Annotated in this window: 15 protein-coding genes; 14 read left to right on the forward strand and 1 reads right to left on the reverse strand. The window is 60.2% G+C overall.

The window, feature by feature from the left end:
* Positions 1-53: 53 nt before the first annotated feature.
* The 5 genes from ACFSOZ_RS01830 to ACFSOZ_RS01850 are packed head-to-tail and all read left to right on the forward strand — an operon-like array spanning position 54 to position 5,037.
* Positions 54-578, forward strand: a complete 525-nt coding sequence (locus ACFSOZ_RS01830; RefSeq protein ID WP_379092868.1) for a ubiquinone biosynthesis methyltransferase UbiE — start codon at positions 54-56, stop codon at positions 576-578.
* Positions 579-619: 41 nt separating this feature from the next.
* Positions 620-1,753, forward strand: coding sequence for a methyltransferase domain-containing protein (locus ACFSOZ_RS01835; RefSeq protein ID WP_379092871.1), 1,134 nt, complete (start codon positions 620-622; stop codon positions 1,751-1,753).
* Positions 1,750-4,116 carry a SpoIIE family protein phosphatase gene (locus tag ACFSOZ_RS01840; RefSeq protein WP_379092874.1) on the forward strand — a complete coding sequence of 789 codons (2,367 nt, stop codon included), beginning with the start codon at positions 1,750-1,752 and terminating at the stop codon, positions 4,114-4,116. Before ACFSOZ_RS01835 ends, ACFSOZ_RS01840 begins: the two co-directional genes overlap by 4 nt.
* Before the next feature lie 3 nt (positions 4,117-4,119).
* Positions 4,120-4,680 carry a slr1658 superfamily regulator gene (locus ACFSOZ_RS01845; protein ID WP_379092877.1) on the forward strand — a complete coding sequence of 187 codons (561 nt, stop codon included), beginning with the start codon at positions 4,120-4,122 and terminating at the stop codon, positions 4,678-4,680.
* 18 nt (positions 4,681-4,698) lie between these two features.
* On the forward strand, positions 4,699-5,037 hold the full coding sequence (locus ACFSOZ_RS01850; protein WP_379092880.1) for a slr1659 superfamily regulator: 339 nt from the start codon (positions 4,699-4,701) through the stop codon (positions 5,035-5,037).
* A gap of 443 nt (positions 5,038-5,480) precedes the next feature.
* Here ACFSOZ_RS01850 and ACFSOZ_RS01855 read toward each other — a convergent pair whose 3' ends face one another.
* Positions 5,481-5,783, reverse strand: a complete 303-nt coding sequence (locus tag ACFSOZ_RS01855) for a hypothetical protein (protein WP_379092883.1) — start codon at positions 5,781-5,783, stop codon at positions 5,481-5,483.
* Between the two features lie 305 nt (positions 5,784-6,088).
* Here ACFSOZ_RS01855 and ACFSOZ_RS01860 point away from each other — a divergent pair, with 305 nt between their 5' ends.
* From ACFSOZ_RS01860 to ACFSOZ_RS01900, 9 genes are all read left to right on the forward strand, one after another.
* Positions 6,089-7,231: a helix-turn-helix domain-containing protein gene (locus ACFSOZ_RS01860; RefSeq protein WP_379092886.1), complete on the forward strand. Its 1,143-nt coding sequence runs from the start codon at positions 6,089-6,091 to the stop codon at positions 7,229-7,231.
* A gap of 300 nt (positions 7,232-7,531) precedes the next feature.
* Positions 7,532-8,419 carry an ATP-dependent DNA ligase gene (locus ACFSOZ_RS01865; protein WP_379092889.1) on the forward strand — a complete coding sequence of 296 codons (888 nt, stop codon included), beginning with the start codon at positions 7,532-7,534 and terminating at the stop codon, positions 8,417-8,419.
* Between the two features lie 398 nt (positions 8,420-8,817).
* Positions 8,818-9,849, forward strand: a complete 1,032-nt coding sequence (locus tag ACFSOZ_RS01870) for a substrate-binding domain-containing protein (RefSeq protein WP_379092892.1) — start codon at positions 8,818-8,820, stop codon at positions 9,847-9,849.
* 96 nt (positions 9,850-9,945) lie between these two features.
* Complete coding sequence (locus tag ACFSOZ_RS01875; RefSeq protein ID WP_379092895.1) at positions 9,946-11,481, forward strand: sugar ABC transporter ATP-binding protein; 1,536 nt, start codon at positions 9,946-9,948, stop codon at positions 11,479-11,481.
* Positions 11,482-11,563: 82 nt separating this feature from the next.
* On the forward strand, positions 11,564-12,487 hold the full coding sequence (locus ACFSOZ_RS01880) for an ABC transporter permease (protein WP_379093825.1): 924 nt from the start codon (positions 11,564-11,566) through the stop codon (positions 12,485-12,487).
* Positions 12,488-12,510: 23 nt separating this feature from the next.
* Positions 12,511-13,491, forward strand: coding sequence for a sugar-binding transcriptional regulator (locus tag ACFSOZ_RS01885; RefSeq protein ID WP_379092898.1), 981 nt, complete (start codon positions 12,511-12,513; stop codon positions 13,489-13,491).
* Positions 13,488-14,471 carry an aldo/keto reductase gene (locus tag ACFSOZ_RS01890; RefSeq protein ID WP_379092901.1) on the forward strand — a complete coding sequence of 328 codons (984 nt, stop codon included), beginning with the start codon at positions 13,488-13,490 and terminating at the stop codon, positions 14,469-14,471. The genes ACFSOZ_RS01885 and ACFSOZ_RS01890 overlap by 4 nt, the downstream gene beginning before the upstream one ends.
* Before the next feature lie 20 nt (positions 14,472-14,491).
* A complete protein-coding gene (locus ACFSOZ_RS01895) occupies positions 14,492-16,204 on the forward strand; it encodes a glycerol-3-phosphate dehydrogenase/oxidase (protein ID WP_379092904.1) in 1,713 nt (570 codons plus the stop codon).
* On the forward strand, positions 16,195-17,037 hold the full coding sequence (locus ACFSOZ_RS01900; RefSeq protein WP_465264448.1) for a class I fructose-bisphosphate aldolase: 843 nt from the start codon (positions 16,195-16,197) through the stop codon (positions 17,035-17,037). Before ACFSOZ_RS01895 ends, ACFSOZ_RS01900 begins: the two co-directional genes overlap by 10 nt.
* Positions 17,038-17,049: the final 12 nt, after the last annotated feature.

Genomic DNA, 17,049 nt, shown 5'->3' on the forward strand with positions numbered 1-17,049 from the left:
GACGCGTTCGTGGTACATGGTCCGTGCAAAATGGAAGTAAGCGAGGAAAAGCCATGAATGTTGCTTCGCAGAGTGTCGTTGCCGAAGCGGCTTTCGAGCCCATGATCCAGATCGATATGGAAATCAAAGCTTTCCTCTCGGCTTGGTTCCATTGCGATCACATATCGACCTACCTGGCGCGCGTGATCAGCCACAACCGAACTGACTCGGTGCTGCATTCAAATCTCTTCTCTTCGGCGCTCAATGAATTGCTGGAGGTTACCTTCCGTACGCGACATCCGGCGGGCGGCTTCGTGTGCAGGGTGTCTCGTCATGGCAAGACGGATAGGGTTGAATTGATATTCCCCTGCACACCCGAAGAGCGACAATTTTACAAGGACGCACTGTTGCATGTCGGAGCCCCCGAGGCTCGGGAGCGATACCGCAACTCGCTTTCCGAGGACCTCGTGCCGAGCCGTGAAGTGGTGCTCTTTGAACTGGCTATAGACTACAACGCCACACTGCGGCTCGGCAAAGAAGCCGACGCTGGTGCTATTACGCTTGTGGTGGACCTCCCGCTCGAGGGCCAGGCAAATTGACCCCGTACGGCTTGTTCCCGCGTTTCAAAGCGCAATACGACATGAACAATCAGGAGTTCTCCATCTCGGGGGTGGTTCGGCCTCAGGCGATCGACGAGCTTGCGCCCAGCATCGCCCTGCTGAAGGAGTCCATCGGCCGAGTGCGCGGCGTTCTCTACATAAACATCAGGCGCCTCACGCAAATGAACAACACTGCGTTCCACGCCTTCGCGCGGGTGATCATCGACTCCTGTCGCGCTCGACCTGACCTCAAATTCGTGATCATCACATCAAGTGTCGTCGGATGGACGACTCGCAAGTTCGGTCGCTTGTGCGGAATTGGAGCGAACATTTCGGTCGAGGAATATGACAGCGAGTTCTATCCGGGGCAGAGCTTTCTGGAAGAAGGCGAATTCATTCCGATCCTCCGCACGCAGACGAGGATAACTTGGCGCCACGAACGTACAATCCTGCCGCGGCACGGTATGCAGCCCGGCATCACGATGGCCGACATCTGTTGCGGAATCGGCGATTTCGCCGCACTCGTGCAAAAGGAGTTCCAGCCGTCGCGGATCGTCGCCCTGGACCACTCCAGATCAAGTCTCGCCTATGCGCGAAGCGTGGCCGCGGATTTCGATATTCGTGGGATTGAATACATCTATGGCGATGCCTCAGAAATGCTGCTCGAGGACGATCAGTTCGACCTCGTCACGTGCCGACACTCGCTCCAGATCTTCAATCGGCCGGAGCTCATTCTCAAGGAACTCTATCGGATATGCAAACCGGGCGGGCGCGTCTACATCACCAACGAGAAGAACTCGCACTGCCTAGGGGAGCCGCGCGGTGAAAGTATTCAGTGGACCTACAACGAGGTAGCAAAACTGTTCAAGTATTTCGATATGGACGTTGAGCTTGGACCCAAGAGCCGGCGGTATCTGACGGAAGCGGGATTCGCAGACGTTCGTGTAGAGTCCTTCACGGTGACCAACCTCGACGGCGATCCGCAAGATTTCGCTGATGTCATTGCGGCTTGGGAGAACGTCTACGCGGGGCAGATGGCGGCAAAACGCGGCGACACTCCAGAGTTCATCAGGCGGTTCCGTCAGGGCTTCAGGGATCATGTTTTCGCGGCACTCCACCCGAAGGGCTATGCAGGTTGGCCGATCTGGGTCGCATCTGGACGAAAGCAACCATGAGCACCGGTGATGAGCGGACACCACGCTTCGGCCTACGCTCCTTTCGCGCGAAATTCATGCTGGTCGTGGGTGGCGCAGTTCTGTTTGACCTGCTGGTAAGCGGCGGCCTGGCACTTTGGAACGTTCAAAGGTTGTCGCGGGATGCCACGTCAGAGGTCGGCGAAGGCCTGACAAACGCGAACCAGGAATACATTCGCTCCTATGCCGATTCGACAGCGTCACGGGTGGACCTTCTGCTGGACCGCGTGCATGCAGACGTCAAGGTGCTGGCCGGCGTCCTGCAGGCACAGATCGACGATCCAACGAGACAGAAGCAAGTCGGAGAGACCTTGGCGCATGAGGCGCCCGGCTCCGTGACGACGATTTACGACGCCAAAGGCGGATGGGCGCAGAACCTTCCGGGTGGGCCGTCCGTTGTGAGCGTATGGGGCTACCTGCTCGGCGCTGACCACCGTCCTCTTCCCGCCGTCGAGCAGGAAATTGACAACAGCGCTGTACTGGATCTCGTTGCGCCGAGCCTCCTGGCCAGCGGGTCGTCCAAGCTGCAGATGTACTATATCGGCCCAAAGGAGCGACCAATCTTCAGGACGGCACCCTATAGTGATCAGGCCCAGACCTTCGATCGGCTCTATCCTGGCCACAACAAGGCAGACTTCTGGGAGTTTTTCTTTCCCGGGATCTACGCGTCCTGGCGGCAATGGACCAGGGATCCGGCCTCGCGTCCGATTGCCGACGATATCACGCAGACTGCGCCCTACACCGATGCGATCACCGGCAAGCTCATCGTCAGCTTCTTCCACCCGCTGTGGACGCGGGATCGGACCGACATCGCCGGTATTGCGGGAGCCGACATTACCCTTGATCAACTCGCCGAGATCGTCGAGAGCGTGAAGATAGCGCAAACCGGCTTCGGCTTCCTGACGATGTCGAACGGCAACGTGGTGGCGATCAAACCGGCCGGCGAGACGATTATTGGCCTGATTTCATCGAACGACAAGGTTGCCCAAGGCGTCACCGGCCTCGAACGATCCCTGCGCAAAAGTACGCAACCGGCAATCGCCTCGCTGCCTCTCGGACAGGACAATGACGGCGTCATTCAGCATATTGCGATCGACCAACACGGCGAGAGCGTTCCTTACATCGTTGTTCTCAAGACACTGCATCCGACGAATCTGTGGAGTTCGGGACCGATAGAACGCGAAGCAATGTCGGTCGGAATCGTTGTTCCGGAACGAGAGATCTATGCGTCACTGTTCGCGGCCCAGAAGAGCATCTCTCGCGCAACCAACCGTATCCTGCTGTACCAGATAGGCGCGATCATCGTTTCGCTTCTAATCGTCTTGGCTGTCGTCTTCCGGATTTCAAAGCGGATCACCGCCGGCCTCAGTGCGCTTGCCGGCGCCGCCAGGCGCCTTCAGGCGAAAGACTATTCGGTACGGGTGAACATTCCGACGCGCGATGAAGTCGGAGAGGCGGGCGCCGCGTTCAACGGGATGGCCGAACAAATCAGCTTTCACACGGAAAACCTTGAGCAACTCGTCGACGAACGCACCAGGGAGCTTGAAGACGCGAGCCAGGAGATCTCCGCACTCAATGACAAACTTCAAAGCGAAAACGTTCGCCTCGGCGCCGAACTCGCGGTTGCGCGCCAGATCCAGTTGATGGTTTTGCCGAGGGCTCGCGAGCTCGAAGCAATCCCTGGCCTTGAGATCGCAGCCTATATGCGGCCGGCCGACGAGGTCGGCGGCGACTACTACGATGTCCTGCAAGACGGGCCGCGTGTCAAAATCGGCATCGGTGACGTAACCGGCCACGGCCTCGAGAGCGGCGTCCTGATGCTGATGGTCCAATCCGTTGCACGCGCGCTGCAAGAGACCGGTGAGGACAATCCACGCCAGTTCCTGGATCGGTTAAACCGTGCGATTTACAAGAACATAGAACGGACGAACACTGACAAGCATCTCTCGCTGGCCTTCCTTGACTATGAAGATGGACATGTGACTCTGTCAGGCCAGCATGAGGAGGTCCTCGTCATTCGCGCGGACGGGCAAGTCGAGCGCATCGATACGCTCGATCTGGGCTTACCGGTCGGCCTCGAACTCGACATCCTGCCGTTTATCGAGACGCACGACATTCCTTTCAGCAGCGGCGACGTGATCGTGCTCCACACCGACGGCGTCACCGAGGCGGAAGACCTGGAAGGAAGGCTGTTCGGTCTTGATCGCCTTTGCGAAAGCGTGCGCCAACATTACGGCGGCTGCGCCGAGAAGCTGAAAGCCGGAATTGTCGAAGATCTCATGGTCCATATTGGAACCCAGAAGATCCATGACGATATCACCCTTATCGTCATGAGGCATCGGTAGGAAATGGCTACGCTTTTCGGACCAGCCGACCTTGCAATCGGCATGAGAGAGAGTATCAGTCGGGTGCGTTTGTTCGACGGTCCGCTCGACCTGAGTTGGCATCATTGTGCTACCACCTCGGACTTCATCGCTGACCTTTTTGCGTTGCGCTTTCAGTCGTCTCGCAACGATTACAGGGAAGTACGACACTGCATCGGTTATTTGGTCAACGAACTCATTGAGAACGCTGTCAAGTTTCGTGTGCCGGGCGAGATCATGATCGAATCGTCGATTGATTCGGGGAATTTCAAGGTAAAGGTTTCGAACGTCGTCGACAGCGAGACCGCCGTGGAGTTTCAGAATCTCCTTTCGGAGATCACCGTCGGCGACCCGGGCGAGCACTTGATCCGGTGGATCGAAGAGAATGCGGCAGACCCTGAGACGACCCGCTCCGGTCTTGGGTTGCTGACGTTGATGAGCGATTATGGTGCACGGCTGGCCTGGACCTTCAGCCCGACCGAAGAAAGTGATCGTATTTGGCTGGAAACATATGCTTCAATTCCGGTCCCGCAAACTCATAGCTAAGTGAGATGAAGTCTCAACATGGAAATAGCAACAGAACACTATCGCGTGTGGACTGAGGAGAGCGATATTTATTTCGATGGCGTCATGCGGTTGGCCAGCGTCGAGGCCTATGCACCCATTTTATCTTTGATGATCGACGTTCTTTCATCGACACCTGCCTCCGTCACGCTCAATTTAACAGATCTTGAGTTTCTCAACTCGTCAGGCATCAACCTCCTGGCGAAATTCACCATAGAAGCCCGCAAGCATTCCAATGTCCAACTCATTGTGCGCGGAACTTCCGAAATACCCTGGCAGTCGAAATCTCTGCCAAATCTCAAGAAATTGCATCCCGCCGTGGAGCTTTTTTTGACCTGACAGCTGGTTGCGCAGGCGACAAAAGCAGGTCGCCGAAGTCACGGCATGGCTCAGACAACGCCGGCATGATTGCAAGACCGGGATAAGACAAGCGCGTCAATGCGCGGTTCCCGCGAGCTTTTGCCGACGAGACCTGACCGCCTCTAGCAGTTTGCACTCGCTGGTGTGAGCATTTCGAAAAATGGCCACAACCATCACTGCCAAAATTTCGGTGTCCGGGTCTAAAGGGTCGAGCTGTTCATCCGCGCAGACCTGATCGAACACGCGTTCGCAGATATCCAGATCGTGAGGACTGAGGCAGGTGCGATTGAGGCGCCGACGTAGCATCTGCGCGAACCTTTCAGGGCCCGCCGCCCGTGCTTTGCGGCGGGCTTTTTACTGAGGAACCACCGAGGCGATGGAATGCTAAGTGATAATATCGCGCTGAGTGTATTGTAGTCCGCTTACTCTGTTCCTGATGATTGCACTTCTAATAGTCCCAAAATTTGCGCACACTCGCGGGCCTTATACTGCCCAGCGATCATTAGCTGGTAGTAATCTTGCCGTTTATGTTCCGGGATACGGAAGCCGCGTCGAAATTCGGCCGCTTCCTTCGGGGTCCGAGTGCAGCCGATTTTACTGGCGCTGACCTTTAGACTCGCCAGTGAGCATCCGATCTTGGCCGCAATATCCTTCAATGGTTCGTTGTTAACGTATCCATCAAGAATTATCTTGCGACGAGATTCGCTGTTGAGCTTTGCGTTCATTTCGGAGGTCTCCTCAACTACGCTTTCACAATGCGCGATTCTATAAGCACCAAGCTGAAGAGTGTCGTTATCTTCGCATCCAGAAACTTATCGCGGAATGCATTTCTTGCTGTAATTCAGCGTGATCGCCGGCTCTGTCGGCTCGAGTTCCGCTACCGTCAACAAGGGTTGCGGCTGCCTGTTCACCGAACGGCTTGATCCAACTGGGCAGTAGATAACAGCCTCGAAGCCTTGCCAGACGCCTGAGATACACCACATGATTGCGAGGGGCATGGGCATACCGGAATCGGATATGGCACCACGCGATGGACGCTAAAAGGCAACACAAGGCCCCTGCGAGGCAGTCGCCCGACCGTGATCGACGTCGTTGGCCGCGCGAAGGTCAACCTCACAATGAGGCTGCTCCGCCGCTCGTGCCGGCGCTCGAACCTTTGTCCTTTTCAACGCTCGAGCTGGCACCAGAGGATCAATTCGCCGCCTGGCAAGCGCATATGGCCCCGCTTGTCGAGGTCAAGTTGCCAGATGACAAATCGCTAGGCGATGGCTTTCCCGCCGACCACACGGCTTGGAACCTCGGTGGCATGCTGATCGCTCAACAGCGCGCAGCGGCACATAGTTATGTGCGTTCTGCCGCGAAGCTTCGGTCCAGCTCGATCGACCACTGGAATATCGTCTTGCCACATACTGGCCGGTCATGGACGGAGGTCGATCGCCGCGTTTCGGAAAGCCAGCCGGGCAAGTTGGAGATCAGATCGCTTGGCTACCCGTTTCGCGGGAGGGCAACGGAATCTGAAAGTCTCCTTCTCTATTTGCCGCGTGATTTGTTCGCTGACGCGGCGGCAACCCTCGACGCAAAGAACAATTCAATTCTGTCCGGCAACTTTGCCAACCTCATGGTGGGCTACGTCAACAGCATAGAAGCAAGGCTGCGCAGCCTGACCGCCGACGATCTGCCCCGCATCGTGCACGCAACACGCAGCATGATCATCGCCTGCCTCGGGCCTCCGGCGGAACATGCTGCCGCAGCCGACCAATTGGCGAGTGTCGCACTGATGGAGCGAGCACGTCGATACGTCCACCAAAATCTGGATGCGGCTCGTCTGACACCGGATTCAATGTGCCGGGCGCTTGGCGTCTCGCGCTCTCGTCTCTATCAGCTGTTCGAACCAAGCGGTGGTGTCCTCCATTACATACAAAGTCGCCGACTTCTGGCAGCCCATATTGCGCTTAGCGATCCGGCGGACAGCCGGCGAATTGTTGAAATTGCTGAGGCCTTCGGGTTTAGTTCAGCGGCCAACTTTAGCCGAGCATTCAGCAAGGAATTCGGTTACAGCCCCCGCGAAGGCCGCAGCACGGTGGTGTTTCCGCGCCCCGCCCACTCCGTTTCGCATGCTGAACACGAGAAGGCCCCTTCCTTTGAAGGTTGGCTCAAAGCGCTCGGAAGCTGAGTAAGGGATCGGCGGTTGAGTCGGGCGGCAATCCCGCCACTGGCGCGTGGGGACTGCATGGGCCAGCGGCAACCTGAAATGGCTTAGGCCGGTCGGGGACACGAGAGCGCCGCACCGACAGCGAGAAATGTACGCCAGGAGAAGTATCTGGATGCGAAGGTAACGACATTCCGGCCTCGTGCGTAGATGTTGACACTGGTCTGGCGGGGGCTCGGCACAGGCGGCAGGCGTCCAAATAGCTGGGTGTCAGGCTGCCTGTGCCGATCACGCCTCCCGCTATGCGGTCAAAGGTGTTCGTCATTGGGTAAGCGTGCCAAGGTCAGCGGCGGCCGGCTGGAGTTCATTCCGCCGCAGATCCCGACTCTGGTCGAGCAACCGCCCGAAGATGAGGGATGGGTTCACGAGGTCAAGCTCGACGGCTACCGGACGCAGATCATCATCGATCAAGGCGGCGTGCGTCTTTACAGCAAGAACGGCCATGACTGGACCACAAAATACTGGCCCATCGCGCTGGCAGTCGAACTGCCATGCAGAGCTGCCATCCTCGACGGCGAGGTCATTGTAACCGACGAGCGGGGCGCTGCCGATTTCCCTGCGCTGGAAGCCGCGATCTGGAACGAGCCGAGCCGGCTGGTGTTCGTCGCGTTCGACATCCTCCATCTCGACGGGCGCAATCTTGCCCCTTTGCCCCTGCTGCAGCGCAAGCAGGCGCTGTGGCAGCTGGTTGAGCCTGGCGTCGGCAAGATCCAGTACAGCGAGCATTTCGAGGGCGATGCGCTAGCGATCTTCCGCGCCATAGAGAAGATGGGGCTTGAGGGCATTATCTCGAAGCGCGCCGACAGCCGCTACAGGAGCGGACCGTCGACAACATGGCTGAAGGCCAAATATTTCGAGGAAGCCGATTTCGATTTGCTGGGCGTCGTTCGCGAGCCTGGTACTTCTCCAATGGCCCTGATGGCCACGCTTGACGGCGAAAGACGGTATGTCGGCAGCGCTGTCATCGCCTTGAACCCGTCAATTCGTGACCGGCTGTGGCAGCGGATCGAAAAGATGGCGGGCCCGCCGCCGAAGGGCGTCAAGAAACCTGGGGCGCAATGGGTGGAGCCGGGACTTGTTGGCCGTGTCCGCTATCTCAAGGGCGAAGGCCCCCTTCGCCATGCGACGCTGAACGATGTGCGGGAAGACTAATCGTGCGGCGGTCGCAGTAGCAACTGCCCGCCACGAGACTGGTAAACGCTGACGCCCGCCTTGGCGTCAAATTGCGATCTTGCCACTTCCCGTTTGATTTCAGCAACCAATCACAATTGGAAGCCGGCAAGCTCACAGGTTCCCACCAGAATCCCGCAGGAGGTGGAGCTCGCAGCGCCGTCGCTCGTGTCGGAGAGGCAGACACAGACCCCGTTATCTTTCACATCAATTTCATGAAATATATTTCACTATTTGAATTTTATTGACTCTTGGCGAGGAGCCTGTAATCTCTGGATCGTCGGCTTTCGGGAGGAAGTCCGACGTCAATCAAACCACATAGCGACGCGCCGTGGGCGCCCGCGACGTCATTGAGGATGGCTTCGGCCAAGGGAGGAAACTTGCGCAAATTTCTGAGCACGCTCGCAATCGCGGCGGCTGCGTCGACCTGTTTGGGTTCGGCTCAGGCGCTTGCCGAAACCCCCAACCCGTTCAAATGCGAGCCGGGTGAAAAATATGTCATGAACGTCATGGTCTCGGGCGTCGAATACTGGTTCCCGGTCTATGAAATGTTCAAGCAGGCCGGCCAGCAGTTCGGTTGCGAGACCGCCTATACCGGTACGCCCGAATACGACGTCAACAAGCAGATCGCTACCTTCGACCAGGCGCTGGCGCAGAAGCCGGCCGGCATACTGGTGCATCCGATGAACTCCGATCCGTTCATCGAGCCTATCAACCGCGCCATTGAACAAGGCACCGCGGTGGTGACGTTCGCCGCCGACTCGCCCAATTCCAAGCGTGTCTCCTACATCACCTCCGACAACAATGCCGAAGGCACCTATGCCGCCGACGCCGTTGCCAAGGCGATGGACGGCAAGGGCGAATATGCCGTGCTGGAGAATCCCGGCCAGGACAACCACGACAAGCGCGTCAACGCTTTCGTCGCGCGCATGGAAGCCAAATGGCCCGACATGAAACTCGTCGGCCGCGCAGCCTCGAACCAGGATCCGACCAAGGCGTATCAGGCCGTTCTCAGCCTGGCCCAGGCGCATCCCGACCTCGGCGCCGTGTTCATGCCGGAAGCCAACTCGGCCATCGGTGCTGCCCAGGCTGCCAAGGAAGGCGGCGGCAAGATCCGAGTGATGCTCGCCGACGTCAACGCCAAGATCCTCGACATGATCAAGGCCGGCGAGATCTTCGGATCGGTCAATCCCGACCAGGGCATGCAGGGCTATATGGGCTTCATGCTGTTGTGGATGGCCAAGCATCCCGACCTGATCGACCCGATGAACGATGCCAAGCGTTCGGGCTTCAACCCGATGAGCGTCCCCTTCGTCGACAATGGGTTCTCCATCGTCTCCAAGGACAATGCCGACGACTTCTACTGGGACAAGTATCTCAAGCGTCGCGGCACCAAGGGCATCGAGGAATAATCTCGATCTCTCTTCGCGGCCTCCGCAGGTCGCACCAAACTGGAAGGAGGCTTCGGCCTCCTTCCTCCCCGCAAGCGCCCATCGCAGGAGCATGGCGTGATCCAGGCGCCCATTCTTGAAATCCGCGGCCTCTCCAAGGCGTTTGGCCCGGTCAAGGCGTTGAGCGACGTACAGTTCGAGCTGAGGCGCGGCGAAATCCATGCGCTGTGTGGCGAGAACGGCGCCGGCAAGTCGACGCTGATGAACATGATCGCGGGCGTGCTGCAGCCCGACGAGGGCGACATCCTGATCGACGGCCAGGCAGTCTCGATCCACTCGCCCGCGACCGCCCAACGTCTCGGCGTTGCGCTTGTCCATCAGGAGATCGCGCTCTGTCAGGACGCGACCGTCGCCGAAAACATCTACATGGCCGCGATAAACAGCCGGCGCGCGCCGTTGATGAATTTCCAGAAGCTCTACGCCGATGCCCAGAAGGTCATGAACCTGCTCGCGCCGATTCCGGTGCGCACCAGGGTCGCAGATCTCTCCATTTCCAATCAGCAGCTCGTCGAGATCGCCAAGGCGCTGACGCTCGACTGCAAGGTGCTCATGCTCGATGAGCCGACCGCGGCGCTGACCGAAGGCGAGGCGAAGCGCCTGTTCTCGATCGTGCGCGGGCTCAGAGAGCGCGGCATTTCGGTTGCCTATATCAGCCACCGCATGGCCGAAATCTTCTCGCTGTGCGATCGCGTCACGGTCTTCCGCGACGGCCGCTACGTGGCGACCGATCCGATCGCCGCCGTCTCGCCGGACGACATCGTGCGCAAGATGGTGGGCCGCGAAATCACCCAACTCTACCCCGACAAGCTGGCGCCGAAAGAGCCGGGGCACCTGATCCTGTCGGTCGAGGGACTTTCCGACGGCCGCCGTTTCGCCGATGTCGATCTGCAGCTTCGCGCCGGTGAAATTCTCGGCATAGGCGGATTGATCGGCGCCGGCCGCAGCGAGATCGCGCAAACGATCTGCGGCCTGAGGCCGATGGCATCCGGAACCGTCGCGCTTGACGGAAAGCGGCTGCGGCTGCGCGGCTATGGCGATGCGGTCAAGGCAGGATTGGTCTACCTCTCGGAGGACCGCAAAGGCTCCGGTGTCTTCCTCGATCTGCCGATCGCAGCAAACATCTCCGCGCTCGACCTCGGCAGGGTGACCGGACCGCTCGGCCTGCTCGACCGCAAGGCCGAGGATCGTCAGGCGCGGGAACTGACCGGCAGGCTCGGCGTGCGCATGGCCGGCATCGAGGCTGCCGTCTCGACGCTGAGCGGCGGCAACCAGCAGAAGGTCGCCATCGCCAAGCAGCTGTCCGTCGATCCCAAGGTCATCATCATGGATGAGCCGACGCGTGGCATCGATGTCGGCGCCAAGGTCGAGATACACCGCTTGCTGCGCCAGCTTGCCGGCAGCGGCGTCGGCGTCGTCGTCATCTCGTCGGAATTGCCGGAACTGATCGGCCTCTGCGACCGCGTCATGGTGGTGCACGAAGGCAGGATCGCCGGAGAACTCGCTGCCAGCGAGCTCGGCGAGGAGGCCATCATCATGCTCGCCTCGGGCGTCCAGGACAGTTCAAACCAAAGGCAGGCCGAGAATGTCGTCTAGGGAATCAGGAGAAGTGCTCGTGAATGCCGAGATCGGGGCCGCCGGCGACGTGCGGCGTATCAATTTTGCTCAGCTCGCGTCGATGCGCGAGGCCGGGCTGATCGTCATCATCCTGGCGCTGTGCATTGCCATGAGCTTTGCCTCGCCGCACTTCCTGACATGGGGCAATTTCCGCGCCATGCTGATGAGCTTTTCCATCGAGGGTATCGTCGTCGTCGGCATGACCATCCTCCTCATCGTCGGCGGCATCGACCTTTCGGTCGGCTCGGTCGTGTGTTTCTCCATGGTGGTCTCCGGTGCGCTGTTCCTCGCCGGGTTCGACCCGTGGACGGCAAGCCTGATCGGCATCGGCGTCAGCGCGCTGATCGGCGCGGCGATGGGCTTCTTCGTCACGGTGATAGGGCTCAATCACTTCATCACGTCGCTTGCGGCCATGGTCATCGTGCGCGGCATGTGCCTGGTGGTCACCAAAGGCACGCCGCTGTCGCTGTTCACCCTGCCGCCGGCCTTCAAGGCCATCGGCCAGGGCAGTTTCAACAACATCCCCTATGTGATCCTGATCTTCGTCGTCGTGGTGGCGATCTTCGACTTCCTGCTGCGCCGCGCCACGGCTTTTCGCAAGGTGTTCTACACCGGCTCCAACGAGAAGGCCGCGCAGTTTTCCGGCATCCGGACCAAGCAGGTAAAATTCTGGGTCACGGTGCTGTGCTCAACCCTCGCCGGGCTGGCTGGCGTCATCTACATGGCGCGCTTTGGCGCGGCGACGCCGACCTTCGGCGCCGGCATGGAACTCAACATCATCGCCGCGGCCGTCATCGGCGGCGCCTCGCTCAATGGCGGCTCGGGCACCATCTTCGGGGCGATCCTCGGCATGGCACTGCTCTCGGTGGTGACGAGCTCGCTCATCCTGCTCGATATCTCCGTCTATTGGCAGGACATGATCAAGGGATGCATCCTGCTCGCAGCCGTATCGATCGATCATTTCCTCCACCGCAAGAAGTCCTGAACTCCAAGGCACCGAGCAAGACCATGGCCCCTCCCAACACCCGCGACGACATTGCCGCTGTCCGCCAGATGCACCAGGCGCTTGTCCTGCATTATGTCGAAGGCAAGACCCAGGCCGAGATTGCCAGGGAGCTCGGCATCTCGCATGCCACCGTCAACCGGCTGATCAAGCGCGGCCACCAGCTCGGTCTCGTCGAGATCAAGATCAAATCGCCGATCGACCATCTGGTCGACCTGGAGGCGCGGCTCGTGGCGCTCGGCGGTATCGAGCGGGCGGTCGTCGTGCCGTCGGTCTCCGACAATCCTCACACTGCCCTGCAGCGGGTCGGCGAGGCGGCGGCGCGGTTGTTGCTCGACACCATCAAGGATGGCGACACCATCTCGATCACTGGGGGCAAGGGCGTCAGCGCACTGGTCGCCGGTCTCAAACCGGGTCGCCGCTACGATGTCGAAATCATCCCCGCGACCGGCCTGGTGCAAGGCAAGCACTACACCGACGTCAATCATGTCGCGTCGCTGATGGCCGACAAGCTCGGCGGCCGCGCCTATCAGATCCATGCGCCGCTGTTTGCCGATACCGCCCAGCAGCGCGAGATGCTGATGGGCATCAGCTCCGTCGCCGACGTGTTTCGCAAGGCGCGCGAGGCCGATGTCGCGGTGGTGGGTGTCGGCTCCATCCTGACCGACGATTCGAGCTACTACGATCTCCATCCGTCCTCGAATGCCGACCGCCAGGCGATCGAAAAGTCCGGAGCGACAGGTGAATTGCTGGCTCATCTCATCGATCGCCAGGGCAAGCTCTGCAACTACTCGCTCAACCGTTCGCTGGTTTCGTTGACGCTTGACGAGTTCGCGACGATCCCGCGCTCGATCGGCATAGCAAGCGGGGCCAGCAAGGTTGCGCCGATCCTGAGCGCCATGCGCGGAAACCATCTCGACACCATCGTCACGGACGAGGCCACCGGGCTCCAGATACTCGAGTTGGCCCAACAGGAGGCAGCATGAATTCTCGACAGATCGGCAAGTCCGGCATATCGGCGTCGGCCGTGGGCCTGGGCACCTGGGCGATTGGCGGATGGATGTGGGGCGGCACCGACGAGCACGAGTCGGTGCGGGCGATCGAAGCCTCGATCGACGCCGGCCTCAGCCTGATCGACACCGCGCCGGCCTACGGCCTTGGCCGCAGCGAGGCGATCGTCGGCGCCGCCATCAAGGGCAAACGCGACAAAGTCGTGATCGCAACCAAATGCGGACTGAACTGGCATTCCGGCAAGGGTGGCTATTTCTTCGACCAGGACGGCAAGCCGGTGCATCGTTATCTCGGCGCCGACGGCATCGCCTATGAGGTCGAGCAGAGCCTGCGCCGTCTCGGCACCGATCATATCGATCTCTACATCACCCATTGGCAGGATCCGACCACCCCCATCGCCGAGACGGTGGCGGTACTGGAGAAGCTCAAGGCAGCAGGCAAGATCCGGGCTATTGGCGCCAGCAATGTCAGTGCCGACGACCTCGGCCACTATATCGACGCCGGCCAGCTCGATGCGACCCAGGAACGCTATTCGATGATCGATCGCGAGATCGAAGGCAGCCTGCTGCCGGTCACCCGCCGGCATGATATCGCCACCCTTAGCTACTCGTCGCTGGCTCTGGGCCTGCTCACCGGCATGATCGACCCTGAACGCACATTCGGTGGCGACGACCAGCGCAAGGACAATCCGCGCTTCTCGATGGCCAACCGGCAGAAGGTGGCGCGGCTCAAGCAGGCCATCGCCCCGATTGCCGAACGCCACCAGGCATCAATGGCGCAGATCGTCATCGCCTGGACGCTTGCGCAGCCCGGCATCACTTTTGCCCTGTGTGGCGCGCGCACCCCTGAACAGGCGCTCGACAATGCGCGAGCCGGCGCGATCACGCTCGAGGCGAGTGAGCGTGCGGCAATCGATGCCGCGGCTGCCGCGCATCTCACCGCAATGGATGCCTGAGCAAAAAGGCAACAGCCCCGATGAACCGTAGCCATACAATCGCCGGTCTGCGCGACCGGCCGGACATTGCCGTGCTCGTCATCGGTGGCGGCATCAACGGCATCAGCGTCTTTCGCGAACTGGCCTTGCAGGGCGTCGATGTCGTGCTGGCGGAAAAGGGCGATTATTGCAGCGGTGCGAGTGCCGCATTGTCGCGCATGGTGCATGGCGGCCTGCGCTACCTCGAAAACGGCGAGTTCAAACTGGTGCGCGAGTCGCTCATCGAGCGCGACCGGCTGCTGAAGAATGCACCGCATTATGTCGCGCCGCTACCAACGACGGTGCCGATATTCGACACCTTCTCGGGCATCGCCAATGGTGCCGTCCGCTTCCTTGGGCTGACACGGCGGCCAAGCCGGCGAGGCGCGCTGGTGATCAAGGCCGGGCTCACCATGTACGACCTGTTCGCCAAGGCCAGGCGCCTGATGCCAACGCACCGGTTCAGGGGACGAGCCGAGACCCTGAAGGCATGGCCGGCGATCAATCCATCGATCCGCAACTCCGCCACCTACTATGACGCATGGGTCAGCCGACCCGAGCGCCTTGGCCTGGAGATGCTGTTCGACGCCATATCAGCAGGATCGTCTGCATGTGCGCTGAACTATGCAGCAGTCAATTCGACAGAGGCAGGCCTCATCCTCACCGACATCTCGACAGGCGAGACGTTGCCGATCCGCCCCAGGCTGATCATCAACGCCACCGGCGGCTGGATCGACCTGACCAACAAGGCCATCGGTGCGGTCGCGCCACGCATGATGGGCGGCACCAAGGGTTCGCACCTAATCGTTGACAACGCCGAGCTTTACGACGCGATTGGCGGACACATGGTCTATTACGAAAACGAGGATGGACGCATCTGCATCCTGTTTCCTTATCTCGGCAAGGTGCTGATCGGCTCGACCGACATCCGCATCGACGATCCCGACCAGGTGCGCTGCGAGGACGACGAGCGGAGTTACATCCTCCAGTCGCTCGCCTTCGTCTTCCCCTCGATCGCCATTGCCGACAACGAGATCGTCTTCCGCTTTGCCGGTGTACGCCCCCTGCCCGCCAGCGACGACAGCTTCACCGGGCGCATCCCACGTGATCATTTCTGCGAATTCGTCGAAGCGGGCGGCCATCTGCCAGCGACGCTGTGCATGATCGGCGGCAAGTGGACGACTTTCCGCTCCTTCGGCGAAATGGCGGCCGACATGGCGCTGGAACGCCTTGACCTCACGCGCAGCTTAGGCACGGAAAACCTTGCCATTGGCGGCGGTCGCGACTTCCCCGCCGATCCGGAAAAATGGTGCGCCGAGCTGGCGGCGAAGCATGGTCTTACCATCGAACGCGCGCATGCTTTGCTCGAGCGGTACGGCACATCGGCCGAAGATTTCGCAACGAACCTCGCCTCTGACCCGATGCTGGCGCAGTCGGATTACTCCGCTGACGAAATCCACCTGATTGTCGAGCGCGAACAGGTCGAGTGCCTGGCCGATTTATTCCTGCGCCGCACCACCATTGCCATCTCGGGCGGCCTCAACCTCGATCTCATCAACGCTGTGCTCGACATCCTCGCCGCCAGCAAGGGCTGGGACGCAGCACAAGCCGCCATCGAGCGTTCGGCCTTCCTCGCCTTGCTCGCCCACAAGCACGGCATCGACCTTTCAACCCTCTCCCATTCGAACGACAAAAGGAGCGCCCTATGCGCGTGAACAAGAAAGTCCGCATGAACCGGCTGTTCGGCGGTGGCCGCTGCCTCGACGTCGCCATCGATCACGGCGTCTGCAACGAACCGAGCTTTCTTGCCGGGCTCGAAGACATGGCTGGCGTCGTCGCCCAACTGGTCAAGGCCGGCCCCGACGCCATCCAGATGAACTACGGCCAGGCCGACCTGCTGCAATCCGTGCCTGGCAAGGACAAGCCGGCACTGGTCATGCGCATCGACATGGGTAACCCCTACAACAGGACACGTCACCGGGCGATGTGGGCGGTGCTGCAGAACGAAGCCGAGCCCTTGCTCGGCGCCATAGAAATGGACGCGGCCTGCGTCGTGGTCAATCTGTTCATGCTGCCTGACGAACCGGACCTGTTCCGTCAATGCGTGCAGAACATCGCCCGGGTCCGCGCCGATTGCGAGAAATATGGCCTGCCGCTGATGATCGAGCCGCTGGCCATGCTGCCGGTCGCTGAACATGGAGGCTACATGGTCGACGGCGACGCCGAAAAGATCGTCACCTTGACCCGGCTGGCACGTGAGATGGGCGCCGATATCATCAAGGCTGATCCGACAACCGATCCCAACGACTTCCACCGCGTCGTCGAGGCCGCGCGCTGCCCGGTGCTGGTGCGTGGCGGCGGCAAGGAGGATCTGCGCGCGGTGTTCGACAAGTCAGCTGCCTTGATGGCGCAAGGCGCGCTCGGCATGGTCTATGGCCGCAACATCTATCAGCATGCCAATCCGAGCGCTGTCGTGCGCGGGCTGATGGCGATCATTCACGACGATGCCGATGGTGCCGTCGCCTGGGACCTGTACAAGCAGGCATAGGTCGCAGCATCG

This window comes from Mesorhizobium newzealandense, assembly GCF_042682145.1.
Lineage (GTDB): Bacteria > Pseudomonadota > Alphaproteobacteria > Rhizobiales > Rhizobiaceae > Mesorhizobium > Mesorhizobium newzealandense.